At 50.6% G+C, this 25,195-nt stretch carries 30 protein-coding genes and 1 riboswitch; of the genes, 1 reads left to right on the forward strand and 29 read right to left on the reverse strand.

The features are described 5' to 3' along the window. Positions 1-138 precede the first annotated feature (138 nt). From O9139_RS24780 to O9139_RS24820, 9 genes are all read right to left on the reverse strand, one after another. The gene (locus tag O9139_RS24780; RefSeq protein WP_270884435.1) at positions 139-1,650 is read right to left on the reverse strand and encodes an NADH-quinone oxidoreductase subunit N; all 1,512 of its coding nucleotides are present in this window, start codon (positions 1,648-1,650) and stop codon (positions 139-141) included. Positions 1,651-1,654: 4 nt separating this feature from the next. Then, positions 1,655-3,277, reverse strand: coding sequence for a complex I subunit 4 family protein (locus O9139_RS24785; RefSeq protein WP_270884436.1), 1,623 nt, complete (start codon positions 3,275-3,277; stop codon positions 1,655-1,657). Continuing rightward, a complete protein-coding gene (gene nuoL / locus O9139_RS24790) occupies positions 3,267-5,150 on the reverse strand; it encodes an NADH-quinone oxidoreductase subunit L (protein ID WP_270884437.1) in 1,884 nt (627 codons plus the stop codon). Before nuoL ends, O9139_RS24785 begins: the two co-directional genes overlap by 11 nt. 15 nt (positions 5,151-5,165) lie before the next feature. Then, positions 5,166-5,477 carry an NADH-quinone oxidoreductase subunit NuoK gene (nuoK, locus tag O9139_RS24795; RefSeq protein ID WP_270884438.1) on the reverse strand — a complete coding sequence of 104 codons (312 nt, stop codon included), beginning with the start codon at positions 5,475-5,477 and terminating at the stop codon, positions 5,166-5,168. A gap of 3 nt (positions 5,478-5,480) precedes the next feature. Continuing rightward, complete coding sequence (locus O9139_RS24800; protein ID WP_270884439.1) at positions 5,481-6,011, reverse strand: NADH-quinone oxidoreductase subunit J; 531 nt, start codon at positions 6,009-6,011, stop codon at positions 5,481-5,483. Continuing rightward, entirely contained in the window at positions 6,004-6,456 is a 453-nt protein-coding gene (gene nuoI / locus O9139_RS24805; protein ID WP_270884440.1) for an NADH-quinone oxidoreductase subunit NuoI, read from the reverse strand. Before nuoI ends, O9139_RS24800 begins: the two co-directional genes overlap by 8 nt. 78 nt (positions 6,457-6,534) lie before the next feature. Next, the gene (nuoH, locus tag O9139_RS24810) at positions 6,535-7,542 is read right to left on the reverse strand and encodes an NADH-quinone oxidoreductase subunit NuoH (protein ID WP_270884441.1); all 1,008 of its coding nucleotides are present in this window, start codon (positions 7,540-7,542) and stop codon (positions 6,535-6,537) included. Further along, positions 7,542-8,642, reverse strand: a complete 1,101-nt coding sequence (locus O9139_RS24815) for an NADH-quinone oxidoreductase subunit D (protein WP_270884442.1) — start codon at positions 8,640-8,642, stop codon at positions 7,542-7,544. Before O9139_RS24815 ends, nuoH begins: the two co-directional genes overlap by 1 nt. Positions 8,643-8,645: 3 nt before the next feature. Continuing rightward, positions 8,646-9,086, reverse strand: a complete 441-nt coding sequence (locus tag O9139_RS24820; protein WP_270884443.1) for an NADH-quinone oxidoreductase subunit C — start codon at positions 9,084-9,086, stop codon at positions 8,646-8,648. 178 nt (positions 9,087-9,264) lie between these two features. On the opposite strand from O9139_RS24820, the gene O9139_RS24825 reads away from it, so the two are divergent. Beyond that, positions 9,265-9,678, forward strand: coding sequence for a hypothetical protein (locus O9139_RS24825; protein WP_270884444.1), 414 nt, complete (start codon positions 9,265-9,267; stop codon positions 9,676-9,678). On the opposite strand, the gene O9139_RS24830 is transcribed toward O9139_RS24825, so the two are convergent. From O9139_RS24830 to O9139_RS24925, 20 genes are all read right to left on the reverse strand, one after another. Beyond that, positions 9,614-10,132 carry a NuoB/complex I 20 kDa subunit family protein gene (locus tag O9139_RS24830; protein WP_270884445.1) on the reverse strand — a complete coding sequence of 173 codons (519 nt, stop codon included), beginning with the start codon at positions 10,130-10,132 and terminating at the stop codon, positions 9,614-9,616. The genes O9139_RS24825 and O9139_RS24830 overlap by 65 nt on opposite strands. Next, positions 10,117-10,482, reverse strand: a complete 366-nt coding sequence (locus O9139_RS24835; RefSeq protein WP_270884491.1) for an NADH-quinone oxidoreductase subunit A — start codon at positions 10,480-10,482, stop codon at positions 10,117-10,119. The genes O9139_RS24830 and O9139_RS24835 overlap by 16 nt, the downstream gene beginning before the upstream one ends. A 364-nt stretch (positions 10,483-10,846) precedes the next feature. Then, positions 10,847-11,251, reverse strand: a complete 405-nt coding sequence (locus O9139_RS24840; protein ID WP_270884446.1) for a F0F1 ATP synthase subunit epsilon — start codon at positions 11,249-11,251, stop codon at positions 10,847-10,849. 47 nt (positions 11,252-11,298) lie between these two features. Then, a complete protein-coding gene (gene atpD, locus O9139_RS24845) occupies positions 11,299-12,696 on the reverse strand; it encodes a F0F1 ATP synthase subunit beta (RefSeq protein WP_270884447.1) in 1,398 nt (465 codons plus the stop codon). Positions 12,697-12,744: 48 nt separating this feature from the next. After that, positions 12,745-13,602: an ATP synthase F1 subunit gamma gene (gene atpG / locus O9139_RS24850; protein WP_270884448.1), complete on the reverse strand. Its 858-nt coding sequence runs from the start codon at positions 13,600-13,602 to the stop codon at positions 12,745-12,747. Positions 13,603-13,733: 131 nt separating this feature from the next. After that, the gene (gene atpA / locus O9139_RS24855; RefSeq protein WP_270884449.1) at positions 13,734-15,248 is read right to left on the reverse strand and encodes a F0F1 ATP synthase subunit alpha; all 1,515 of its coding nucleotides are present in this window, start codon (positions 15,246-15,248) and stop codon (positions 13,734-13,736) included. Positions 15,249-15,290: 42 nt separating this feature from the next. Next, a complete protein-coding gene (locus O9139_RS24860) occupies positions 15,291-15,824 on the reverse strand; it encodes a F0F1 ATP synthase subunit delta (protein ID WP_270884450.1) in 534 nt (177 codons plus the stop codon). Further along, positions 15,821-16,306: a F0F1 ATP synthase subunit B gene (gene atpF, locus O9139_RS24865; protein ID WP_270884451.1), complete on the reverse strand. Its 486-nt coding sequence runs from the start codon at positions 16,304-16,306 to the stop codon at positions 15,821-15,823. The genes O9139_RS24860 and atpF overlap by 4 nt, the downstream gene beginning before the upstream one ends. Positions 16,307-16,384: 78 nt before the next feature. Continuing rightward, entirely contained in the window at positions 16,385-16,609 is a 225-nt protein-coding gene (atpE, locus tag O9139_RS24870) for a F0F1 ATP synthase subunit C (protein ID WP_270884452.1), read from the reverse strand. A gap of 83 nt (positions 16,610-16,692) precedes the next feature. Further along, the gene (gene atpB, locus O9139_RS24875; RefSeq protein ID WP_270884453.1) at positions 16,693-17,391 is read right to left on the reverse strand and encodes a F0F1 ATP synthase subunit A; all 699 of its coding nucleotides are present in this window, start codon (positions 17,389-17,391) and stop codon (positions 16,693-16,695) included. 33 nt (positions 17,392-17,424) lie between these two features. Continuing rightward, entirely contained in the window at positions 17,425-17,805 is a 381-nt protein-coding gene (locus tag O9139_RS24880) for an ATP synthase subunit I (RefSeq protein WP_270884454.1), read from the reverse strand. Continuing rightward, on the reverse strand, positions 17,805-18,029 hold the full coding sequence (locus tag O9139_RS24885) for an AtpZ/AtpI family protein (RefSeq protein ID WP_270884455.1): 225 nt from the start codon (positions 18,027-18,029) through the stop codon (positions 17,805-17,807). Before O9139_RS24885 ends, O9139_RS24880 begins: the two co-directional genes overlap by 1 nt. Before the next feature lie 180 nt (positions 18,030-18,209). Continuing rightward, a complete protein-coding gene (wecB, locus tag O9139_RS24890; RefSeq protein ID WP_270884456.1) occupies positions 18,210-19,346 on the reverse strand; it encodes a non-hydrolyzing UDP-N-acetylglucosamine 2-epimerase in 1,137 nt (378 codons plus the stop codon). Positions 19,347-19,370: 24 nt separating this feature from the next. Then, entirely contained in the window at positions 19,371-20,000 is a 630-nt protein-coding gene (upp, locus tag O9139_RS24895; protein ID WP_270884457.1) for a uracil phosphoribosyltransferase, read from the reverse strand. A 144-nt stretch (positions 20,001-20,144) separates the two neighbouring features. Next, on the reverse strand, positions 20,145-21,395 hold the full coding sequence (locus tag O9139_RS24900; protein WP_270884458.1) for a serine hydroxymethyltransferase: 1,251 nt from the start codon (positions 21,393-21,395) through the stop codon (positions 20,145-20,147). 70 nt (positions 21,396-21,465) lie between these two features. After that, positions 21,466-22,071, reverse strand: coding sequence for a TIGR01440 family protein (locus O9139_RS24905; RefSeq protein WP_270884459.1), 606 nt, complete (start codon positions 22,069-22,071; stop codon positions 21,466-21,468). Between the two features lie 25 nt (positions 22,072-22,096). Beyond that, positions 22,097-22,555 (reverse strand): ribose 5-phosphate isomerase B, encoded by a 459-nt coding sequence (gene rpiB / locus O9139_RS24910; RefSeq protein WP_270884460.1) that lies wholly within the window; start codon positions 22,553-22,555, stop codon positions 22,097-22,099. Positions 22,556-22,659: 104 nt separating this feature from the next. Continuing rightward, positions 22,660-22,740: riboswitch (ZMP/ZTP riboswitch) on the reverse strand. Positions 22,741-22,812: 72 nt separating this feature from the next. Continuing rightward, positions 22,813-23,400, reverse strand: a complete 588-nt coding sequence (locus tag O9139_RS24915) for a low molecular weight protein arginine phosphatase (RefSeq protein ID WP_270884461.1) — start codon at positions 23,398-23,400, stop codon at positions 22,813-22,815. A 49-nt stretch (positions 23,401-23,449) separates the two neighbouring features. Beyond that, a complete protein-coding gene (locus O9139_RS24920) occupies positions 23,450-24,010 on the reverse strand; it encodes a manganese efflux pump MntP (RefSeq protein ID WP_270884462.1) in 561 nt (186 codons plus the stop codon). Between the two features lie 74 nt (positions 24,011-24,084). Then, positions 24,085-25,170, reverse strand: a complete 1,086-nt coding sequence (locus O9139_RS24925) for an L-threonylcarbamoyladenylate synthase (protein ID WP_270884463.1) — start codon at positions 25,168-25,170, stop codon at positions 24,085-24,087. Between the last annotated feature and the right edge of the window lie 25 nt (positions 25,171-25,195).

The following is a 25,195-nucleotide window of genomic DNA, read 5'->3' on the forward strand; positions in this document are numbered from 1 at the left end:
TATAACGGATGAACTTCGCAAAAAGTTCAGAATCTGGAGGATTATTTTTATGGGAAAGTTACGCCTCGCAACCATTACTTTTGCATGAAAAAAAACCTTCCCCGCTACAAGCTGAGAAGGTTTCGATATAGAGTTATTTTACATAATCATGAAATCTTTAGTTAAGGTAAAAATGGATTCAATGCCTTTCAGCACCAGCTGCGGCATGAAGCCCAAGGCGATTCCGACAATCGCGCACAGCCATACGGTAATGCCGAGCGGAACGGATACTTTCACTTCTGTAGAGCCATAGTCGCTGCGCATGAACATTTGACGAACCACACCGAAGTAATAGTAGAACGACACGACGCTGGTAGCGATCATAAGCGCGCCCAGCCAATATTGGTGTGTCTGCATCGTGCCCAGCATAATATACAGCTTACCGAAGAAACCGCCCGTTACGGGAAGACCCGCCAAAGATAGCACAATCAAGACCATCGCAACCGCTGTTAACGGCGCTCTGTAGTAAAGACCGGCGAAGCCTTTGAGCTCTGTGTGGCCTTCCGCCTGCTCGATAATCATCAGTACTGCGAAAGCCCCCATGTTCATGAACAGATAGGCGATTAAATAATAGATGAACTCCGAGAAATTGCTGTAATGCGTGCCTGAAAAATAGATGCCTACGGGTACCAGCAAATAGCCGGCATTAGCGATTCCGGAATAAGCCAGCAACCGTTTCATGTTGGACTGTTTCAAGGCGATGAAATTCCCTGTCACCATAGCGATTGCGGCCATTACCGATATGGCCAGGAATACGTCAGATTGAATGCTGCTGCCTTCGAAACTACTGAAACCGAATAGCATGTAGAACACTCGGAATAGTATGGCAAATGCAGCCGCTTTAGAGACAACCGCCAGGAAAGCCGTGACCGGTGTCGGTGCGCCCTGATAGACGTCCGGCGCCCATGTGTGAAACGGTGCAGCGGCGATTTTAAAGCCGAATCCAGCCAGCAGCAGGAAGAAGGAGACGTAGATCAAAGCTTCGTAAGAAGCAAGGATATTCGGGAGGGCTGCCCCGATTTCTTGCAGGTTGGTTGTCCCCGTCATCCCGTACAGGAACGACATGCCGTATAGAACAATCGCCGAGGCGATCCCGCCCATGACCAAATATTTAAAGGCGCCTTCGTTCGACTGTTGACTCTTCTTCTTCATCGCTACGAGTAAGTAGGACGTAATGCTCAGCAGCTCCAGACCGACGTAGAGCGTAATGAGATCCCCTGAAGAGGACATGATCATTCCGCCGAGCGCTGCAGGCAATAAGAAGTAATAATATTCGCCGATATGTGGGATATCGTCTTCTTTGACAAAACCAAGACTCATGAAGACAACGAAGCCTGTGCCTGTCAAAATAAACAACTTCATCAGGTTTGAGAAATCGTCGACCCGATAACTGTGATTTAATAAGGAAATGGCCTCTTTGGGGTTCAATTGAAAAACAACGAACATTGCCGATACGGCAAGGCCAATTAAAGACAACCAGCCGATTAAAGAGCGGTCCACTCTTCTTGGCATCAATAAATCCAAGAGCGATAGGACGATCGCGGTGACGACCAGGGTAAGCTCAGGGAGCAGATGCGCTAAATCGGTGACATGGAGTCGAAGCTGTTCCACCGGACTAACCTCCTATCTTCCCGGCTACGCTTTGGATCAACTGATCAAAGCTGCCTATCGTTTGCTGCAGCGGCTGGCTGAGCACGCTTGGGAATACGCCGAGCAGAAGGATGAAAGCGACCAATGCGATCATCGGCACCGCCTCGATTAATCTGGCGTCGCGCAGTCCCTGCAGTTTCAGACGCTCCGGCATCGGGCCGAACGTGATGTTCAGCACCCCGCGAAGCACATAAACCGCGGCCAAAATAATTCCCAGTGTTCCGACGATTGTATAGACCTTATGCGTCTCAAACAAGCCCAGGAACGCCAGAAACTCGCTGATGAAGCCCGATAGGCCGGGCAATCCAAGAGAAGCCATCCCAGCGACCAGCAGAATGCCGCTGATGAAAGGAATTTTGGCGGCTAGCCCGCCTAAGCTGACCAGATCTGTGGATGCCGTACGCTCATAAATGCTGCCGACCAGCAAGAACATCAGCGCGGAAATTAAGCCGTGCGAGATGAGTTGGAAAATAGCGCCTTGCAGGCCGCTGATGTTAAATGCGGCAAGTCCCAGCAGCACGATGCCCATGTGACTGATACTGGAATAAGCCAGGACCAGTTTGAACTCTTTTTGCACGATGGCGAGAATGGCGCCGTATACAATGTTGATGACGCCGAGTAAGGCGAGCATCCACGCCCAGTGCTTGGCTTCACCCGGGAACAGTAAAATCCCGAAGCGAATAAGGCCATAAGCACCCATTTTCAATAAAATGCCGGAGTGAATCATGACCACAGACGGCGGAGCTTCCGTATGCACCTTCAACATCCACGTGTGGAAAGGGAAAATAGGAAGCTTGATGCCGAATGCGACGAGCAGCAGCATGAAGATTGTCGTTTTCATCGCTCCACTGAGATAGAATGGTGAGCCCTCTTGATTGACATATGCCTGTGCATCTTGCAACAGGTTATGGGCAATCGTATGGATATCACCGCTATAATACACAATTGCTTCTGTCTGCGACTGCACCTGGCTGAACCCGGCAGTGGCGACAAGAATCAGGAAGGCGACCAGCATAATCGCCGAACCGAGTCCATTGTAGAGCAGGAAGCGGTTGGCCGCTTGTTCGCGGTTGATGTAACCCCAAATCCCAATGAGGAAGAACATGGGTACAAGCGTAATTTCGAAAAAGACGAAGAACAAGAACAGATCTTGCGCCATGAAAACGCCGAACATTCCGGTTTCGAGCAGCAGGAACAGAATGTAGAACGTTTTCCAGCGTTTTTTGATATACACGGAGGCTAACGCCGCCATGGAAGATACGAATGCGGTCAAAAAGACTAACGGCAGCGAGAGTCCGTCCACAGCCATCGAGTATTTGAATTCAAAGTAATACGATGTCAGCTGTTGAATACCCTCATGATTCAGCGGAACCTGAATCCAGTTCAACTGCTCCTTATACTGCAGTGGATCACCTTGGTAGTTGTAGTCCACATACAGCCACGCTGCCAATAGGAGTGGAATCAGCGTCGTCGCGATTGCGATGGTTTTGATAAGATTCCCTCGATCCCCACGAATGAAGAGCAGCACCAGTACGCCCAGCAAGGGGGAGAACGCGATCAAACTTAGAATCGGTATGCTATCCAGCATGGATGAACCTCCTTCCCGCAATGGCGAGTGCCAGAATAAGCATACCCAGCAGAGTTACGACTCCATATGTTTGTAATTGTCCATTTTGTAGACGGGCACCTAGTCGTCCTAGTCCGACAACAACGAAGGCGACCAGTCGGACGATGCCGTCAACGATATATACATCGAACAGCTCAAGCACATAGCCTAATCCTCTGAGCGGCCTCACAGCAACACCGTCATAAAATTCGTCAACATAATATTTGCGGTTTAACAGCTTATACAACCAAGGCGCTCTGCTGGAGATCACGTCTCTCGGAATGGAGCGTTTCAAATACATCAGATACCCTAATCCAATACCGAGCAAACCTGCCAATGTTGACAAAATAATGACGGTCCAATTAGCCGCCTCTTCATGGTCTTGGCCTGTCAGCCAGTGACTAAGCCACTCGTTAAATGGCGTATTCACGAATCCTGCCACAACCGCAAGCACCGCCAAAATAATCAGCGGCGTAGTCATCGACGCCGGAGACTCGTGCGGCTCATGAGCACCGTGATGCTGTGGCTTGCCCATGAATACGAGGAAGAACAAGCGCGACATGTAGAAGGCCGTAAAGAATGCAGCTATGATACCAACCCAGAACAGCAATTGGTTATGATCGTAAGCTTCGCTAAGAATCAAATCTTTGGACCAGAACCCTGCAAACGGAAATATTCCCGACAAGGCCAACGTGCCGATGGCAAATGTCCATGTCGTGATTTTCATTTTGCGGGATAATCCGCCCATTTCATTAATGTCCTGTGTATGTACAGCATGAATCACACTGCCTGCGCCCAGGAATAGCAGTGCTTTGAAGAAGGCATGTGTAAACAGATGGAACATCCCGGAGGCGTACGAAACGCCGATACCCAGCGCCATCATCATATACCCGAGCTGACTCACCGTGGAATAAGCGAGAATACGTTTGATGTCATTTTGGGCAATACCAATGGTTGCGGCAAAAATGGCGGTAAATCCTCCGACGTAAGCAACGACCAACAGCGCATCCGGTGAAGCGTGAAAAATATCGAACGTACGTGCGACCAAGTACACCCCGGCTGCAACCATCGTTGCGGCGTGGATTAGCGCACTAATTGGCGTTGGACCTTCCATGGCGTCCGGAAGCCACGTGTGCAGCGGGAATTGACCGGACTTACCGATAGCACCGATAAAGATAAGGATAGCAATCCAGGTCACAATCGCTGCATCGATCTTGCTCGAGGATAAAGCATTGTGAATCGAAGTGAAGTCCAGCGCGTGCCCCGGCATATACCAGAACAGCAGCAGAATGCCGATGAAGAGCCCTACGTCCCCGATACGGGTCACGATGAATGCTTTTTTGGCTGCCGCCTTGGCCTCCGGCTTGAAATACCAGAAACCGACGAGCAGGAAGGAGCACACCCCTACAAGTTCCCAGAAAATGTAAAGCTCTAGCATGTTTTCGGAGATGACGAGACCCAGCATCGAGAAGGAGAACAGCGCGATATAACCGAAAAACACATGAATGCGCTCGTCGCCTTTCATGTAGCCCATGGAGTACACGTTAACCAGCAAGCTGACCAGTGTTACGATGACAAGCATCAAGGCGTTGAGATTGTTCACTTCAAAGCCCATCTTCAGCGTGTAATCGCCAACCTGGAGCCAACTCAGTTTATCCCAGGTGTAGTCCACGACGTGTCCCCCGAGTCTTTCTACGAAAATCAGCAGTGCCACAATAAAGGAAGCCAGCATTGCCACAATGCTGATATAAATGCCCAGATCTTTCAATTGTCGTCCCATAGCCGTAAGCGCTAGAAAAGCAAGCAGCGGAAACAGCGGAATGAGCCATGCGTATTGTGAATAGTCCGATACCATGTCCTTTTCAGCCTCCTAGCGCTTCATAGAATCCATTTCATTGACGTCAGTTGTCCCCTTATTGCGGTAAATCGTAATCAAGATCGCGATTCCCACAGCCGCTTCCGCAGCCGCAATGGTAATGTTGAACAAGGAGAAAATTTGGCCGGTGAGTGCCGGGTGGTCACCCAGCTTCGAGAACGCCACCAGGTTTAAATTCACCGCATTCAGCATCAATTCAATCGATAGCAAGACGATAACCCCGTTCTTCTTGGTCAGTGCGCCATATAAGCCAACACAGAATAAGATAGCCGCTAATGTGAGATAGGGAGTAACAATAGAACCCACCGTCTAATCCTCCTCTCTCTTGGCAATGATGATGGCACCGATGAAGGCAACCGTCAGCAGCACGGACATAATTTCAAAAGGAATGACATGCTCATTGTAAAGCAGCTTGCCGATCTCCATCGTATTATCTTTGCCTGCATCAAACGCGCCTGTAGCTACAAACTTGGATTTTTGAATTGCGTAAAATAAAACGCCAAACAGCGCCAGCGATCCGACAATGACGAGCCCTTCGTGCCAAGGTCTTCGCGGTTCCTCTTCTTCGCCTTGGCGGTGCTTCGTCATCATAATGCCGAAGATCATCAGAATCGAGATTGCTCCGGCATAGATCAGCACTTGTACGAACGCTACGAACTCAGCCTCCAGCAAGACGTAAAGTCCTCCTAGACTGATAAACGTCAAGGCCACCGAGATGACCATATGAATGACTTTGGTGAAGGAAATCATGAAGATCGCCCCGCCAATCGCCAATAGCGCAAAGATGAAGAACATCCAGCTCGATCCGCTCGACAGGAAATCACCAATTCCGTTAAACATCTTTTTTGGCGCCTCCTTTTGGCATGGCTGAATTGTTCTCCTGACGAATGTTTTGGTTGTTCTCGTTCAGCCACTGTAAATTTTTAAACAAATCATCACGGCTGTACGTGCTTAGTTCAAAATTGTTCGTCATCACGATCGCTTCCGTCGGACAAACCTCTGTACACAGATCGCACAGAATGCAAATTTCAAAGTTGATGTCATACGTATCGATGACCTTCCCTTTTTTCTCCGGATCCGGATTCGCTTTGCCGGTTAACGTAATACATTCCGTTGGGCAAATCCGTGCACACTGATTGCAGACAATGCACTTCTCGGGATCAAAATGCTGAATACCGCGAAAACGGTCCGGCATCTGAATGGGGACATCAGGATATGCGTAGGTCACCTTTTTCTGCGTCATGCTTTTTAGCGTAATGCCTAAGCCTTTCACTAAGCCCTTCATGGGCAACCCTCCTAGGAGTTTTGCTAGTAGCAAAACTTGCTTCGTAAGCTGCTGCTATGTCGTTATCCTTAGGCGCCCTTACGAGATCAATGTCATAATAATCGCTGTCAGCAGCATGTTGACCAGTGCCAATGGAAGCAGCACCTTCCAGCCGAAGCCCATCAACTGATCGACCCGCACCCGCGGCAGAGTTGCGCGCAGCCAGAACAGGAAGAACACGACAAGAGAGAATTTCAGCAGGAACCAGATTAATCCGGGTATGAAATCAAGGAACGGGAACGGCGCATGCCAGCCGCCGAGAAAAATTAAGCTGGTGAGCGAAGCAATTACGAATACATACACATACTCAGACAGCATGAAAAAGGCGAAGCGGAAGCCGCTGTATTCAACGTGATAGCCCGCGACTAGCTCCGACTCTGCCTCTGGCAAGTCGAACGGTGTACGGTTCAACTCGGAAACTCCAGCAATCACAAAAATGATAAATCCGAGAATTTGCGGAATGAAGTTCCAATGCCAGAAACCGCCTGCCTGATGGTCGACAATTGCATGCAAGTTAAGGCTGCCTGTCATCATAATGACGCCAATAACAGAAATGACTAGCGGTACCTCATAGCTGATCATTTGCGCCGCGGAGCGCATGCCGCCAAGCAGCGCATATTTGTTGTTGGATGCCCACCCGCCAAGAATAATGCCAATGGTGGAAATCCCCGTAAGCGCTACGTAGAAGAGTAAGCCAACGTTGAGATTGGCGTTAAATAACCTATCGGAGAAAGGAATGGTTGCAATAATCGTGAAGGACGGGATAAAGGTGATGATCGGTGCTAATATAAAAAGCTCGCGCTCCGCTTTACGCGGAATCGTATCTTCTTTGATCAGCAGCTTGAACACGTCCGCTACGCTCTGTAAGAGCCCCAATGGCCCCGTACGGTTCGGGCCAATCCGCAGCTGCATCCAGCCGATGACTTTGCGTTCGAAATAAATGGCATACGTCACAAAGCCAAGGACCAGTAGCAGCATGACGATACCCCAGAACAGGAAGATGAAAAAGTTCGTCCAGGTTAAGCTTTCTTCCAAAAGGTTCATCATTAGGCGTCTACCTCCCCAACGACAATATCAATGCCGCCAAGAATCGTGATCAAGTTTGTCATCGTTTCTCCAACCAGCAGCTTAGGCAGTATTTGCAGATTCACAAAGGAAGGCCTGCGGAATTTCAAGCGGAACGGCTCTTGCTTTCCCCGGGAAATAATATAGCAGCCGATTTCACCGCGAGGAGATTCGATGGCCGCATAAACTTCGCCTTCAGCCGGACGAATCACACGAGGCACCTTGCCCATGGTCTCCCCTTCGGCCGGGAATTGTTCAACCGCCTGTTCCAGAATGCGCAAAGACTGCTTCACTTCATCCATGCGAATGAGGTAACGATCGTAGCAATCGCCGCCTGTACGTACAGGCACATCGAACTCAAAGCGGTTGTACAGACTATACGGCTGCGTCTTGCGAATATCCCAGTCAACACCTGTACATCGCAAGTTGGCCCCGCTCAGTCCGTAAGCAATTGCAGTTTCCGCGTCGTACTTGCCTATGCCTTTAATCCGCGAGAGGAAAATTTCATTGCCGGAAACGAGGTTATGGTACTCTTCAAGCTTGTCGCGCATGTAAGGGACAAACTTCCTTACTTTGTCGATCCAGCCCTCAGGAGCGTCCCATTTGACCCCGCCGACACGCATGTAGTTGTAAGTCAGCCGTGCTCCGCAAAGCTCGTTGAACAGATCGATAATGATCTCTCTGTCGCGGAAAGCGTACAGAAACGGACTCATCGCGCCAATGTCCAGCAAATAGGTGCCCCACCAAACCATATGGCTGGCAATCCGCTGAAGTTCCATCACGATCAAGCGAAGGAATTCCGCACGCTCCGGCACTTCCAGCTGCATCATTTTCTCCACGGCATGGACGAGCACGTAATTGTTAGTCATCGCCGATACGTAGTCCATACGGTCTGTATAAGGAATGATTTGCGTGTAGTTGAGGTCTTCAGCTAATTTTTCCGTTCCTCTATGTAGATAGCCCATTACGGGTATAGCTTCTCTAATGATCTCTCCGTCCAGCTTCACGATGACACGGAATACGCCGTGTGTACTCGGATGCTGGGGGCCTACGTTTAAAAGCAGCTCTTCTGTCCGTAACAAATGCTACACCTCCGGGTCGAGCGGTTCGTAATCTTTGCGCAGTGGATGACCGACCCAATCGTCAGGCATCATAATTCTTCTTAAATCGGGATGGCCCGGGAAATCGATGCCGAGCAAATCATACACTTCCCGCTCGTTCCAATTCGCCGTCGGCCAGATCGGCGTTGCGGACGGAATGCTCGGTTGATCGCGGTCGGTTTTCACTTTCACACAGTACTCGCGCCTGCTCCCGAGCGAAAGCAAATGATAGACGACCTCCAGATGTGTCTCCTGGTCGACGCCGGAGAGATTGCGGAGGTAATTGCACTGCAGCTCCTCGTGGTCGCGCAGCGTTAAAGCTGCTTCCGTCCATCTTCTGCTGTTGATAACCACATAAGGACGATGGCCGTCCTTCTCATTGATAAAAGCGTCGACGACGGCGTCCTCGCCCACGTCGGCCTTCAAGATCGCCACCAGCCGGTCCAGTATCGGCTGGTTCGGCGACGGCTCCTTCGGCGCGGCAGGCTCCGCCGAATCGGTCTTCGCCGCGCGTGCGCTGGCACGCGCGGCCCGTGCTTCTGCGGCGGCCTGCGCCTTAGCCGCAGCGGCATCATCGCCGGCGGCAGCACTCGCCGCGGCTGGGGTGGCCGACGCGGGCTCGCCCGTCGTCGGCGTAGCGGCCGCCCGTGCCGCTTGGCGGGCGGCTCTCGCCGCTGCGCGCTCAGCTGCAGCGTCGGCGGCCGGCGCGCTTGGCGCAGCTGCGTCCGCGCCGGGCTGCGGCGCTTGCTCTGCGGCCGGAGCCTCGCTCGCTGCCGGCGCCGCCGGCTCAGCCTGTGCCTGCGCTGGAACCTCGCCCTCAGCCTTCACAGGCTCCTCAGCTTTGTCCTCCTGCGCCTCAGTGGCAGGCTTCTCGTTCTCAGCGGCAGTTGGCTCAGCTCCCTCGATAGCCTTAGCCTCGTCTGCCTGTTGCTCATCCAACTTTTTCTCGTCGCTCATCGATTCGTCACCCGCTTCCCGGTCTTCGCTTCATAGCGAATCTTCTCCTGAAGCTTATTGATGCCATAGATCAACGCAGCTGGATTCGGCGGGCAGCCCGGTATGTACACATCAACCGGTACAACTTGATCGACGCCTTTCACTACAGAGTACGACCTCACATACGGCCCTCCCGCAGTTGCGCATGATCCCATCGCAATTACCCATTTGGGCTCAGGCATCTGATCGTACAGACGGCGCAGCAAAGGAGCCATTTTCTTCGTAACCGTACCCGCTACAATCATCACATCCGATTGCCGTGGGGACGTACGGAAGATGACTCCGAATCGGTCCAAATCATAGTGGGAGCCGCCAGTTCCCATCATTTCGATAGCGCAGCATGCCAAACCAAAGGTCAACGGCCAAAGCGAATTACTCCGTGCCCATCCCTTCACCTGCTCCAGCGTTGTCATAAATACGTTGCGGTTTAGTTCTTCCCGCTCTTCGGGCGTGATTGATTCTAAACTGAAGTCCATTGCAGCACCTTCTTCTTCCAAGCGTATATTAATCCTATGGCAAGCAAGGCTACAAAAATGCACATTTCCACTAAAGCAAAAAGTCCAAGCTGTTTATAGGCTACAGCCCAGGGGTAAAGGAATACGGTTTCCACATCAAAGATGACAAACATTAACGCGAACAAATAATAACGAATGTTGAAACGGATTTGCCCCTCACCGACGGGTTCATTCCCGCTCTCATAGGTCGTGTACTTCTCCTCGACAGGTTTATTTGGTCTTAGCCATTTACCAATCGTAAGTGCCGCAATAGGCAAAAAGATCGCCAGTCCCAGAAAAATCGCCACAATCACATAATTATTTGTGTACATCATCCGATTGTAACCGCCTCCATTCTTTTTTAGCTACTCACCAGGCTGCTTGTATACTGGTAATAATCACCTTTTCAATTATATCAAAAAGGCTCTAGAGCGTCGATGACTATTTCCGTACTGGCGGATCTTCCTAGTTTTCCATAATAAACCATTATATACGACGGGATGGGAAAATCAAAACTCTTATGACCCTCAACCGGGTCGATGCGGCCTAAATCAGACTGAGCGCATGCGGCTTAGCCCTGCATCTATTATAAACGGATTAATCGCTAAACAGCACGTTGCTCCAAGCACTGGAGAGGCTAATTTTCATGAAAAAAGAGCGACGAAACCAAAGGTTTCATCGCTCTTCTTCGAAGATCTATTTTCTTCCGGATACGGAGATCCGGTTCAATGCTCTTTGCAATGCCGCTTCAGCACGTTTGAAATCCACGCTGGCTTGCTTCTCAGCAAGGCGTTTCTCCGCACGTTCCTTCGCTGCTTTCGCGCGATCGACATCGATTTGTTCTGGCAGCTCGGCGCTTTCCGCCAGTATAACCACCTTATCCTTGCGCACTTCCATAAATCCGCCGTTCACTGCGATGATCTCGTCTTTAGAGCCCTGCTTCTTCACAGTAATCGAGCTGATTTTTAATGGAGTCACCAGTGGAATGTGGTTCGGCAGAATTCCAAGCTCCCCTTCTACACCCTTGGCGATAATCATGTTCGCCGGTTCAGCGTACACTTTGCGCTCAGGAGTAACAATTTCAAGTAGGAATGTGCTCACTTGGATTCTCCTTCCTCAGCTTACGCGTTCGGTTACCTTAGGCAACCTTACAGCGTTTTCGCTTTCTCGATTGCGTCCTCAATCGTACCTACGTTGTGGAACGCCACTTCAGGAAGGTTGTCGTGCTTACCTTCAAGAACTTCTTTGAAGCTGCGCACAGTTTCCTTCAATGGAACATACAAACCTGGGAAACCGTTGAACGGCTCAGCAACGTGAAGCGGCTGAGACAAGAACAGGCGGAGACGACGCGCACGGGTAACAACCAGTTTGTCCTCGTCGGACAACTCATCCATACCCAAGATCGCGATGATATCCAGAAGCTCTTTGTAACGTTGAAGAACTTGTTTAACGCCTTGTGCTACCTTATAGTGCTCTTCGCCAGCGACTTCCGGCGTCAAGACACGGGAAGAGGAAGCAAGCGGGTCTACCGCAGGGAAGATACCTGCAGCCGCAATGCTACGCTCCAAGTTCGTTGTTGCATCCAAGTGCGCGAACGCAGTTGCTGGAGCCGGATCCGTATAGTCATCCGCAGGAACGTAAATCGCTTGAATCGAAGTTACGGAACCTTTTTTCGTGGATGTAATACGTTCTTGCAATTGACCCATCTCTGTAGCAAGGGTTGGTTGGTAACCTACCGCGGAAGGCATACGGCCCAGCAAAGCGGAAACCTCAGAACCTGCTTGTGTAAAGCGGAAGATGTTATCGATCAACAGAAGAACGTCTCTGCCTTCAACGTCACGGAAATATTCAGCCATTGTCAAACCAGTCAAGGCAACACGAAGGCGCGCACCAGGAGGCTCATTCATTTGACCGAAGACCATCGCAGTTTTATCAAGTACGCCGGAATCTTTCATTTCGTGGTAAAGGTCATTACCTTCACGTGTTCTTTCACCAACACCTGCAAATACGGAAATACCGCCGTGATTTTGCGCAATGTTATGAATTAACTCTTGCAACGTAACGGTTTTACCTACACCCGCGCCGCCGAAGAGACCAATTTTACCACCCTTAACGTAAGGAGCCATTAAATCGATAACTTTAATCCCAGTTTCCAGGATTTCCGACTTGGTCGACAAGTTTTCGAATTTCGGAGCTTCCTTATGGATCGGGCTCGTCAATGTACGATCAACCGTATCGTTGCCGTCGATTGCCTCGCCGACAACGTTGAACACGCGGCCTAGTGTCGCTGCACCAACTGGTACAGTGATCGGAGCGCCTTGGTCAACCGCTTCAGCACCACGGATAAGTCCGTCTGTGGAAGACATCGCTACACAACGAACGAGGTTGTCACCAAGGTGAACAGCCGCTTCAACGACGATCGAAACCGTTTGTCCGTTTTCTGTTTTTTCAATTTTGATTGCATTCAGAATTTCAGGGAGCTGTCCGCGATCGAACTCAACGTCGACGACAGGCCCTGTAATATTCACAACGCGCCCTTTGCTCATGGTTTCCCTCCTAAGAAAAGCTTCGCCTCCATCGAGGCCGTTTATCAATTAAGCGTTCGCGTTCGCACCGCCGACGATTTCCGCAATCTCCTGCGTAATGGCAGCTTGACGTGCTCGGTTGTACGCTAATGTGTAGGTGCTGATCATCTTCGTTGCATTCTTCGTCGCCGAGTTCATCGCTGTCATTCTCGCGCCGAACTCACTTGCTTTACCTTCCAGTACCGCACTGTAAATAAGCGTCTCCGCATATTTAGGCAGCAATACTTCCAGTACGCCTTCGGCAGACGGCTCGTATTCATAGCTAGCCGTTGTCGCGCTCTTCACTTCTTCCATAGGAAGCAGGCGAACCATGGTTGGTATTTGGCTGATCGCATTTTGGAACTTGTTGTACACCAGGAACAACTGGTCGTACGTACCATTCTCAAAGTTTCTCACAGCCGAAGCAGCGATTGATTTAATATCCGAGAATTTCGGAGAATCCGGAAGACCCGTAACCTCCTCGACGATCGGAATGTTGCGTTTCGAGAAGAAGTTGCTTCCTTTACGACCGATTACAAAAACCGAGTATTCCGACGTCGATTGATGTCTTTCACGAATCTCAGTCATAACCTTCCGCAACACGTTCGCGTTGTAGCCGCCCGCCAATCCGCGATCCGATGTGATAACCAAATAACCGGTTTTCTTCACTTCACGCGTTTGGAGCATCGGGTGCTTCACATTTCGAGAGCCAGCTGCAATGCTTGCCACGACTTCCTTCAGCTTATCCGAGTAAGGGCGAGCCGCTTCCGCAGTTTGCTGCGCTCTACGCAAGTTCGCAGCCGCGACCATTTCCATCGCGCGCGTAATTTGCTTCGTGTTTTGTGTGGATTTGATTTGGCGCTTAATCTCGCGCATTCCTTTTGCCATACCTGTCACCTCTCTTTTGAGGCTTTGGAAAGCCTTCATTCGAAGGCCTGATCTCAGGCAGCTTGCACCCAATCTCAGGCATAACATGGAGTACCTGATCTCCCCTTACGAAGAGCTCAGGCAGCCATCAATTATTCAGAAACTGCGAAGCTCTTTTTGAAGGATACTATCGCATCAACAAGTGCTTTATCGTTGTCCGCAGTAATGTCTTTAACGTCATTAATGCTGTTCAAGATTTCCGGGCGGTCGGATTCCAAGTAAGCCAAGAACTGTTGTTCGAAACGAGTCACGTCTTGTACTGGAATGTCGTCCAAGTGGCCTTTAACAACGGTGTACAAGGAGCAAACTTGTTTAGCAAGGTTCAGCGGTTGGTGAACGCCTTGCTTCAAGATCTCAAGTGTACGAACCCCACGGTCTAGGCGGGCTTTTGTTGCTCTATCAAGATCAGAACCGAACGCCGCGAATGCAGCAAGCTCACGGTATTGAGCCAAGTCTACACGCAGTGTACCGGCAACTTTTTTCATTGCTTTCGTTTGAGCGGAGCCCCCTACACGGGATACAGAGTTACCAACGTTAACCGCTGGACGCTGACCGGAGTAGAACAGGTCGGACTCAAGGAAGATTTGACCGTCCGTAATGGAAATTACGTTCGTCGGAATATATGCGGAGATGTCGCCCGCTTGTGTTTCGATGAAAGGAAGCGCAGTAATGGAACCGCCACCCAGCTCATCGTTCAATTTCGCAGCGCGCTCCAGCAAACGGGAGTGCAAGTAGAATACGTCACCAGGATATGCTTCCCGACCTGGAGGACGGCGGAGCAACAGGGACAACTCACGGTAAGCTGCCGCTTGTTTGGACAAGTCATCATATACGATCAGGACGTGCTCGCCTTTGTACATGAAGTACTCACCCATTGCGCAACCTGCGTATGGAGCCAACCAAAGCATTGGGGACGGCTCGGAAGCAGAAGCAGTTACGACAATTGTGTAATCCAATGCGCCAGCAGCACGAAGTTTTTCAACAACGCCTACGACTGTGGATTGTTTTTGACCAATTGCAACGTAGATACATTTCACGCCGTTGCCTTTTTGGTTGATGATCGCATCGATCGCGATCGCTGTTTTACCAGTTTGACGGTCACCGATGATCAACTCACGCTGACCACGGCCGATTGGAACCATCGCATCAATCGCTTTGATACCTGTTTGCATTGGCTCATGAACGGATTTACGAGCCATAACGCCTGGAGCCATGTTTTCTACCGGACGAGTCGTCGTTGCATTGATAGGACCTTGACCGTCAACCGGTTGACCCAAGGAGTTCACAACACGGCCAAGCAAACCTTCGCCTACAGGAACCTCCATGATACGGCCCGTACGTTTAACTTGGTCACCTTCACGGATATCTTTATAAGGTCCGAGAATAACGATACCTACGTTGCTTTCTTCAAGGTTGAACGCGTAGCCCAGAACGCCGTTAGCGAACTCGAGCAACTCGCCCGCCATTACGTTTTCCAAGCCGTGAGCACGAGCGATACCGTCCCCTACTTGAATGACTGTACCTACGTCAACCACTTGCATATCGGATTTATAGTTTTCAATCTGTTGTTTAATCAATGAGCTGATTTCTTCAGGTTTGATACTCAACGAACGTCACCCCTATTCTTACAGTGCATATTAATAAACCTTTTAAACCAAAGCTTTAGCCAAGCGATCTAGCTTGCCTGCCAAGCTTCCATCATATAAACGGTCACCGATGCGCACTTGAATGCCGCCAAGCAGTTTAGGCTCAACTACAGTTGTGACGCGAATCGTTTTCCCCGTAACTTTACTGAAATGTGATGCAATCTCCGCTTGTTGCGCTTCTGTCAAAGCAAATGCGGCATACACCGTAGCACTTGCATGTCCAAGCGCTTCATTAGCAATTTTGACATAGTCGCCAACCAAGGCGGAAATAATCGACTGTCTTCCTTTATCAATCAAGACTAGCAGCGTGTTCCACACCGGCTCGGAAACTTTGCCTTCGAAAATCTGCTTCAGCAGGTCCGTTTTGACGGAAGTCCCGATGTTTGGATGGTTCAGGAATTTCTGCAAGTCTGCATTGTCCCTAATCGCACTAGCTACAGATTTCAACTCTTCTTCAACTTGCGAAATGATATTTTTATCCTTCGCCACTTCAAAAAGAGCTCTGGCATAACGCTTCGCTACGACGATGTCACTCATACGTTGCCTCCTACCTCTTTGAGGTAATGCTCAACCAGTTCTTCTTGCGACTTCTCGTCGATTTGCTTTTCAATAATTTTGGATGCGATCAGAACGGACATCGCGCCCACTTGGCTGCGAAGAGCCGCAACCGCTTTATTCTTCTCATTCTCGATATCTTTAAGCGCTTCGTCTTTCAGACGAGTTGCTTCTGCTTGCGCTGCACGAACGATGTCGTCGGCTTGTTTGGAGCCCGTTTGCTTCGCTTGCTCGATAATGTCGTAAGCTTCCTTACGAGTTTGCTGCAGAGCAGTCTTCTGCTCCTCTAACAATTGCTCAGCTTGTTTGCGGCTATTTTCAGCCGTTTGAATCTGATCTTTAACCAATTGTCTGCGCTTCTCCATCATGCCAAACAGAGGACCGAACGCAAATTTGGAAAGCAGCACATACAAAATCAAAAATGCGATGATTTGTATAAAAAATGTGGACCATTCAATATGCAAAGAACGTCACTCCCTTCTGATAACGTGGGCAAAACGAAGGCGTGGAGGCTAATGCGGCCATCCCCGCCACTACGTTTCTTAGGCTTTTCCCATGAAAATGAACGCAAGTACCAATGCAACGACTGGCATTGCCTCTACCAGACCTACCCCGATGAACATTGTAGTTTGAAGCGTACCACGAAGCTCAGGTTGACGGGAGATACCTTCTACTGCACGACCTACGATCAAACCGTTACCGATACCTGCACCAAGTGCTCCCAAACCGAATACGATACCTGCTGCTACTAATGCTATTGCTCCCATTGATAAAATCCTCCCTTAAATTCACAAGTGTGTTTTATTGTTTATAAAATGAAACTCGAGACTTCCCGAGGTCAGTCTTGCTCTTAATGCTCTTCTTCGTGAATCAACGTTTGCGAGATGTAAACCATTGTCAGCATCGTGAATACGAAAGCCTGAATCGCGCCTACGAACACACTGAAGCCCTGCCATACGAAGAGTGGTGCAATTCCAAACCAACCAGCCCCGATAATGACAGATATCATAATTTCACCTGCATAAATGTTACCGTAAAGACGGAAAGCGAGTGTAAGTGGCTTCGATACGACCTCAATCAAATGAAGGATCAGCATCGCCCCTTTGTACTCAAAGTAATGCGCAAAGTAATGTTTCGTGTTACGTGTAATCCCTAAGTAGTGACTCAACACGATAACGATAACCGTAAGTGCTCCGGTTACGGCGATATCGGCTGTCGGTGATTTCCACCAAGAAACATGATCTTCCGTCACAATCGAGAAAGGTAGTCCCAACATATTGCCGATAAAGATATACATAATGAGCGAGAGCCCTAATGCGATGAATCCTCTACCGTGTTTGGAACCGATTGTGCTTCCGATGATGCCTTCGACAAACTCGATCGTCCATTCCATGAAATTTTGTAATTTCGTAGGGTTGGTGACTGATGCTTTACTAGCCCCTGCAATGGCGAGGATTAATACCAGTACGGTAGTAATTCCGATCATCAGAAGTGCTGATGCATCGAAGTGAATACCTAACCACGTAAACTCTGGTGCATGATGTTCCATGTTTTCCATTTTCACCCCTTTCATCGAATGGAATTACTTCTGAGACTTGCGAATAGAAACAATACCCAGTACGAGTGTTGCCAATTGCGTGAAAAAGTATCCAGCTATTGTCGTGGGTAAGGCGAAATGCTGCGGATACCGTACGGCAACGAGTCCTGCTACAGCCGCAATGGCTGCTCTGGTCAGAAAGCCCAAGGTAACCTTGCGCCCCTTCTGCTCTATAGCAGCTGCCCCCAGCTTATTGATCTTCCAGGCAAGAAACCTTGCATTGATCATGCTGGCCAAAGCGCCAAGCATAAGACCTGCAATGTACAGCCTATAATCGACCAGAATAGCCCAAGCAGCCAAACAAAAGGAAAGAAAGAAAAGGAATACATTTTGAACCGTTTTCAGAGTGGCTGAAAATTCATCCATTATAGCCCTCCGTATTGCTTAATCATGAAGTAAATGCTAATGATTCCGGTTACAAGACCTAACAGAAACCCGGCCAAAAGCCAGAGCTGCCCCCCCAGGATGTGGCTCAACCATTCGCCAAACCAATAGCCAGCCAGTAGGCAAACTACGAGGTCAATTCCAATCGCACTGGTTAGTGCTGCTGCCCGCCAAGGATTATCTTTCTTCGGATCTTGTCGTTTCATCGGCATCCTCCTAAGAATCCTCATTTATTGTATCGAAGCTACGTAACATTTGTCAATTGAATAGACTTCATACGTTCGCTTCAGCAAAACGCCCCAGAGCCTTGTGGCTCTAGGGTTTGCTGATTTTCAAACCGAACAGTTCAACTGTACGCTGTAGCGTTTGTCATGATTTTGTCACGGTTAGAACGATTCTGGGCGGTTAGACACTTTGTCGAAATGGTAGAGAATGGCTTGTACAATGCGTTCGGACGCTTTTCCGTCTCCATACGGATTGGCTGCCTGGCTCATTTTGTTGTACAATACCGGGTCTGTCAGCAGGGCTTTGGCACGTCCATAAACGGTCTCTTCGTCCGTACCGACGAGCTCCAGCGTACCCGCCTGAATTCCTTCCGGGCGCTCGGTTGTATCCCGGAGAACCAGTACCGGAACACCGAAGGAAGGTGCTTCTTCCTGAAGACCACCGGAATCCGTCAAAATCATATGCGCATGCGGGTAGAAATTGTGGAATTCGAATACATCGAACGGCTCCACCAGTTTAATGCGCGGATGGTTACCCAGCAATTCATGCGCAGGCTCTTTGACAGCCGGGCTCGGATGAACCGGATACACGATGGCGATGTCCTCGAACTCGTCGGCGATGCGCCGAACCGCACGGAAGATTTGACGATGCGGCTCACCTTGCGCCTCACGGCGGTGCGCCGTCATCAGGATCAGCTTGCGGCCTGCAGCCCATTCCAGCACAGGATGCTGGAAGTCCTTTTGCACGGTGTATTGGAATACATCCGTGACCGTGTTGCCCGTTACAAAGATACGAGATTCCGGTTTGTTCTCTTTGCGCAGGTTGTCAGCGGATTGCTCGGTTGGCGCAAAGTGCAGATCAGCCAGCACGCCGGTTAACTGACGGTTCATCTCTTCTGGGTACGGGGACATTTTGTTCCATGTACGCAGTCCCGCTTCCACGTGACCAACTTGGATCTGCTGCATGAAGGCCGCATAGCTCGCCAGGAACGTAGTCAGCGTGTCCCCATGTACGAGAATGAGGTCAGGTTTCGCCTCTTGAAACACAGGCTCTAGGCCTTGCAGCACGCGCATCGTAATCTCGTTCAGCGTCTGGCGATCCTTCATGACATTCAAGTCATAGTCAGGCTTGATTTTGAAAATATCGAGCACTTGGTCCAGCATTTGACGATGCTGCGCCGTTACGCAAACCAGCGATTCGATATGTTCCGGATGCTTCTGCAGTTCAAGAATGAGTGGAGCCATTTTGATAGCTTCTGGTCTAGTTCCGAAAATCGTAATGACTTTCAAGCGTTTCATCGGTTCTTCTCTCCCTGTTCTCTACTATTTGGTACCGAACAAACGGTCTCCCGCATCGCCAAGACCCGGCACAATATAGCCATGATCATTCAAGTGATCGTCCACAGCGGCTACATAAATATCGATGTCTGGATGCTCATTTTGGACAGCTTTAATTCCTTCCGGTGCAGCAATCAGGCACATCAGCTTGATTTGGGAACAGCCTCTTTTCTTCAACACTTCGATGGCCGCATTAGCGGATCCGCCGGTCGCCAGCATCGGATCAATGACGATAAGCTCCCGCTCCTGGACGTCTGTAGGCAGTTTTACATAATATTCGACAGGTTGAAGTGTATCAGGATCACGATATAAGCCGACATGGCCAACTTTTGCAGCTGGAATAAGCTTGAGCACACCCTCCACCATGCCAAGACCGGCGCGAAGGATTGGAATAAGTCCCAGCTTTCTGCCGGCGATGACGCGGCAATCCGCCGTTGTGACCGGTGTTTTCACTTGTACATGCTCAAGGGGAAGACTTCTTGTAATTTCATAAGCCATTAAAGTCGCTACTTCATCGACAAGCTCGCGGAAATCTTTTGTTTTCGTATTCTCATCCCGAATAAATGTTAGCTTATGTTGAATGAGTGGATGATCGCAAATAAATACTTTACCCATGTGTTCCTCCTAAATTTGGTATCAGGCAAACCTTAGACATTATATCATATGTTATCCAACTTATCCTCTGTAAAACCATGTTCTGCAAGCCAGATTCAAATGAACGCAAAAAGACCGGCTCCATGAGCCGGTCTGCACCCCAAACTAGTAAGTCAATCCTGGGTAAATAGGGTATTGAGCTGTTAAATCTTTCACCATGCCGCGAGCTTTTTCCAGCACAGCTTCATCGCTTGGGCTCTTCAATGTAATCGCGATAATCTTCGCGATCGTTTTCATCGCTTCTTCGCCCATGCCGCGCGAAGTGATCGCCGGTGTACCCAGACGGATACCGCTGGTCACGAACGGGCTAGTCGGATCGAATGGGATCGCGTTCTTGTTCGCTGTGATGCCGACTTCATCAAGGACATGCTCAGCGTCTTTACCCGAGATGTTCAGGCTGCGCAGGTCAACAAGCATCAAGTGATTGTCCGTACCGCCGGAAACCAGGTTAATGCCTTCCGCTTGCAGCGCTGTTGCCAACGTTTGTGCGTTGTCGATTACGTTTTTCGCGTAAGTTGTGAACTCCGGCTGCAGAGCTTCGCCGAAAGATACAGCTTTCGCTGCAATTGTATGCATCAATGGTCCGCCTTGGGAACCAGGGAATACTGCTTTATCAATCGCTGCAGCCCATGCTTTGCGGGAGAGGATCATACCGCCGCGAGGACCGCGAAGCGTTTTGTGCGTCGTTGTGGTCACGAAGTGCGCGTGCGGCACTGGGTTCGGATGCAAGCCTGCTGCAACCAGACCGGCAATGTGCGCCATATCGACCATGAACAACGCGCCCACATCGTTGGCAATCGAAGCCAGCGCTTCGAAATCGATCGTACGCGGATAGGCGCTTGCGCCGGCTACGAGCATGCGAGGCTTATGCTTGAATGCCGCTTTGCGGACATCGTCGTAGTCGATGCGGGAATCTTTTTCACTTACGCCGTATGCGACGAAGTTATACAGAATACCCGAAGCGTTCACTGGGCTGCCGTGCGTCAAGTGACCGCCATGCGCCAGGTTCATGCCCAGTACAGTGTCACCAGGGTTCAAAGCTGCCAAATATACGGCCATGTTCGCTTGTGCGCCCGAATGCGGTTGAACGTTCGCATGCTCAGCACCGAACAATTCTTTGGCACGGTCGCGCGCAATGTTCTCAACGATGTCGACGTACTCGCAGCCGCCGTAGTATCTTTTGCCTGGATAGCCCTCTGCGTATTTGTTCGTCAGCACAGTGCCCATTGCTTCAAGAACGGCTTGGCTTACGATATTTTCCGAGGCGATTAGCTCAATTTTGTCACGTTGACGGCCGAGCTCCAAGTTCATTGCTTCTACGATGGCAGGATCTTGCTTTTTCAAAAAGTCTGTCATGATTAATTCCTCCTAAATGTATCTGATTTATAGCAAATCTCGTTTACAAAATCATATAAGGCGCATCGTCCTAGCAGTCCGCATCCGGAGAAGCCGCACGATACTGCGCATCCGCCGCTTCGGCGGTGTAGACGGCCCGGGTGCCGCCAATCAGCTTGGGACGTGTAAAGGCCATCGTTACATAGGCATGGCCGATCATGCGTACCGGCGGACGCGCCGGCACAGCAACCCGTTTGATGTGCATCCCGATCAGGGTGCTGCCAATGTCAATGCCGGCATGTGCCTCGATTGTCTCCACGACGACAGGGCGGGCCAAATGCCGGTACGCATACGAAGCCATCGAGCCTCCCGCGCGTGGCACCGGAATTACGGACACCGGCACCAGCCGCGGGTCCTTCAACAGCAGCTCTTCCTCAATCACCAAGGCGCGATTCAGGTGCTCACAGCATTGAAACGCCAGGTGCAGCCCGAATTCCCCGGCAATGCGCGTCGCAGTTTGGAAAATAGGCTCCGCCACATCGAGCGTACCGGATGTTCCGATCCGCTGTCCGATGATTTCGCTAGTGCTCGTACCGATAACGAGAATATGGCCCGGCTTCAGCCCGCCGACTTGAACCAGCTCACGCAAATTCGTCTCAACAGTAGGCCCGATGGCCGTAAGAATGGAGTCCGTCATAGGAAATCCTCCTCCTTAGGCAAGCCTACGGGTGAATGGTAAAGCGATCCTCGATGCTCTTCACTTTATCAATGCGGCCCTGGTGGCGCACGCCCTGCGAGAAGTCTGTTTCCAACCACGTTCTCACAATCTCTTCCGCCAGTCCCGGTCCAATCACTCTTTCGCCCATGGCCAGCACGTTGGAATCGTTATGCTCGCGTGTTGCTTTGGCAGAGAACAGATCGTGGACAAGTGCACAGCGGATGCCAGGCACTTTGTTGGCAGCAATCGTCATGCCAATGCCTGTACCGCAAATCAGAATCCCTTTGTCCGCTTCCCCCGATACCACTTTCTCACAAACAGGGAGGGAGTAATCCGGATAATCGACGGAATCCGCGCAATTAGGGCCCAAATCTATGACTTCGTGTCCCAAGGATTGAATAAAAGGAATGATAACATCTTTCAAACGGTAGCCGGCATGATCTGCGCCTAATGCAATTTTCATAAAGTGATACGCTCCTTTGTTTGTTCGAGTTGACCATCCTATTATATCCCAAAGTCCACCAGAAAACGAAAAAAAGAGCACACACGCATTGCTCATGCGTATTGCTCTTTTGCCCAGGCGACCGGCCGTATAGCTCGATGCTCCACTGTGGTTATACCCACTCGTCGCCAGTTACATCGAGTCTTGATCAATATGTTTATTTTAGCGCATTCTAGCGTACATGTAAAGGCGCATCCCAGCTGCCAAAACAATCCTGCTTATTTGTCCTCGCGCAGCTTCTTGATTTTGGCCACCAGCTTATCGAGACTCTCACCGATCTCGTCAGCAGTCTGCTGATAGATCGTCAGAGGGCCTCCGAAAGGGTCTGATATATCATAATCTGGCAGCTTATATTCAAGCTCAAGAATACGGCTTCTTTCCTCCGGGGTAATCGCCTGCGCAAGGGCCATCTTAAGCTGGAGTTCCGCCACCAGCTTCTCCCGTTCCTCGATCGCCTGCAAAACAACCGCATCATCTTCAACGTATTCTTTGAGCGTGAATGTTTTATCGATGGCATCCGGGAAACGCCCGACGACCGAACGTTTGTGCCCAACCGTCATCGTGAGGATCAGATCAGCCCAGTTAACCTCGGACGGTTGAATAGCTAACGATTGCAACTGCTCTTCGAATCCCGCTTGCTTCAAAATAGAGGCACTGTTGCGGGATATCGGTCCACCCGTAACAGCTGAAACGCCAGCAGAACGAACCTCAACCGCAAGACCCTCTTTGTTCACCTTCATACGCAGCAAACCTTCGGCTAACGGACTGCGGCACGTATTTCCCGTACAAACAAATAGAATTCGCACTTGAAATCCCCCTTTATGTCATGAATCTGGCTTCATCGTCTTCATTGTATCACAGCAAGAACTTGATCCCAAACGCCAGTAGGATCAGCCCGCCGAATGCTTCACCATACTCACCGACCCATCCGCTTACACGTCTGCCGACCAGGAGACCCACAATGGACATAGCCCCGCCAAACATGCCAAAAATAAGCACGGTCAGCACAATGTCCGTTGCAAACATGCCCAGCGATACGCCCACGGAAAAAGAATCAATACTAACGCTTAAGGCAAAAATGAGCAGACCCAAAAATGTCCTGTGATCAAAGGAAACATGTTCTTCACCCCGCACGGAGCTGTATATCATATGCGAGCCTAATAAAATGAGCAGACACCCTCCAGCAGCCGTAGCTACATTGCCAAGAAGCGCGCTCACATAGTGTCCCATGAACATGCCCATAAGCGGCATCAGGACGTGAAAGATCCCGATAACGAAACTTATTTTTGCAATATCGAGTAAGCGAATGCCCTTCATCCCGATGCCAATGCCCAAGGAAAAAGCATCGAGCCCCAAAGCGATCGCCATAATAATAATTGTGATAAGCTGTCCCAGTTCCATCGAAGTCGAGAACACGCTGCCATCCCCCTGTCCACTACGTTTTCTTTCCCAACATATGCGGACAAACAGGGATTCATGCTTATAGGGGGCTAAACGCGTACAAGCCGATGGGCGGCTGCCTTACGAAGGCGATTCATAATCGCAAGGCCGATTCCCGTTTCCGGGCAAGCTTCAGCTGCAATATAACGAATGCCTTCCTCGTCAAAACGGCGAAGCGCCGCATACAGCTCCTGCGCAATGGTCTCCGGACGAGACAGCGATCCGCAGGAGAGGACCAGATCGGCCCGATAGCGCGATGCATGCTCGGCAAAGGTGAGAATCCCTGTCGACTCGCCACGCTCCTGCGCAGCGTCGATATCTTGCTGAATCCAAGCGATCACCTCATCATCGTGATCCCCCTGCACAACGAACATGTAGCCCTGAGGGGCGTAATGTGCGTACTTCATGCCAGGCGCTCTCGGCGTTTCCGAGGCGTGCACATCTTCGCGTTCAGGCTCATGCACGCGAACATCCGGGAGCACAGCGCGAAGCTGCTCAGTTGTTACACCGCCAGGACGCAGCACGAAGAGCTCGCCTGCTACAATTTGGACCACCGTCGATTCCACACCGACACCGGTGGCTCCGCCGTCAACAAGGCCGCCGATCCGGCCGTCGAGATCTTCCCGCACGTGTGCGGCGAGCGTCGGACTGGGCCTTCCCGAGCGGTTGGCGCTCGGCGCTGCGACCGGACACCGGGCAGCCCGCAGCAGGCGGAGCGCCACAGGGTGATCGGGGATGCGTACGCCGACAGTCGTCAACCCCGCCGTGACCAACGGCGAAATGCCGCCTGTTCGCACAGGCAGCACAATGGTCAGAGGGCCTGGCCAGAAGGCCTCCATTAATTTGCGGTGCGCCGCTTCGACGCTGCCGGGAGCGACGACATCCGCGAGCTGCTCCGAATCGGCAATATGCACAATGAGCGGGTTGTCCGAGGGTCGTCCTTTGGCTTTGAAAATCCGTTCTACAGCAGCCGTACTGGAGGCATCCGCTCCTAAGCCATACACCGTCTCCGTGGGGAACGCTACGGTTTCTCCGTCCCGGAGAAGGGCAGCCGCCTCGGCGATCACGTGATCACTGCTTTCCCGTTCCGCTGCATCCGCATGCTCGGATTCGGGCACTTTCCAATATATTGTCACGATTTCTTCATCCTTACCTACGATT

The organism is Paenibacillus aestuarii (assembly GCF_027789125.1).
Classification (GTDB): Bacteria; Bacillota; Bacilli; order Paenibacillales; family NBRC-103111; genus Paenibacillus_E; species Paenibacillus_E aestuarii.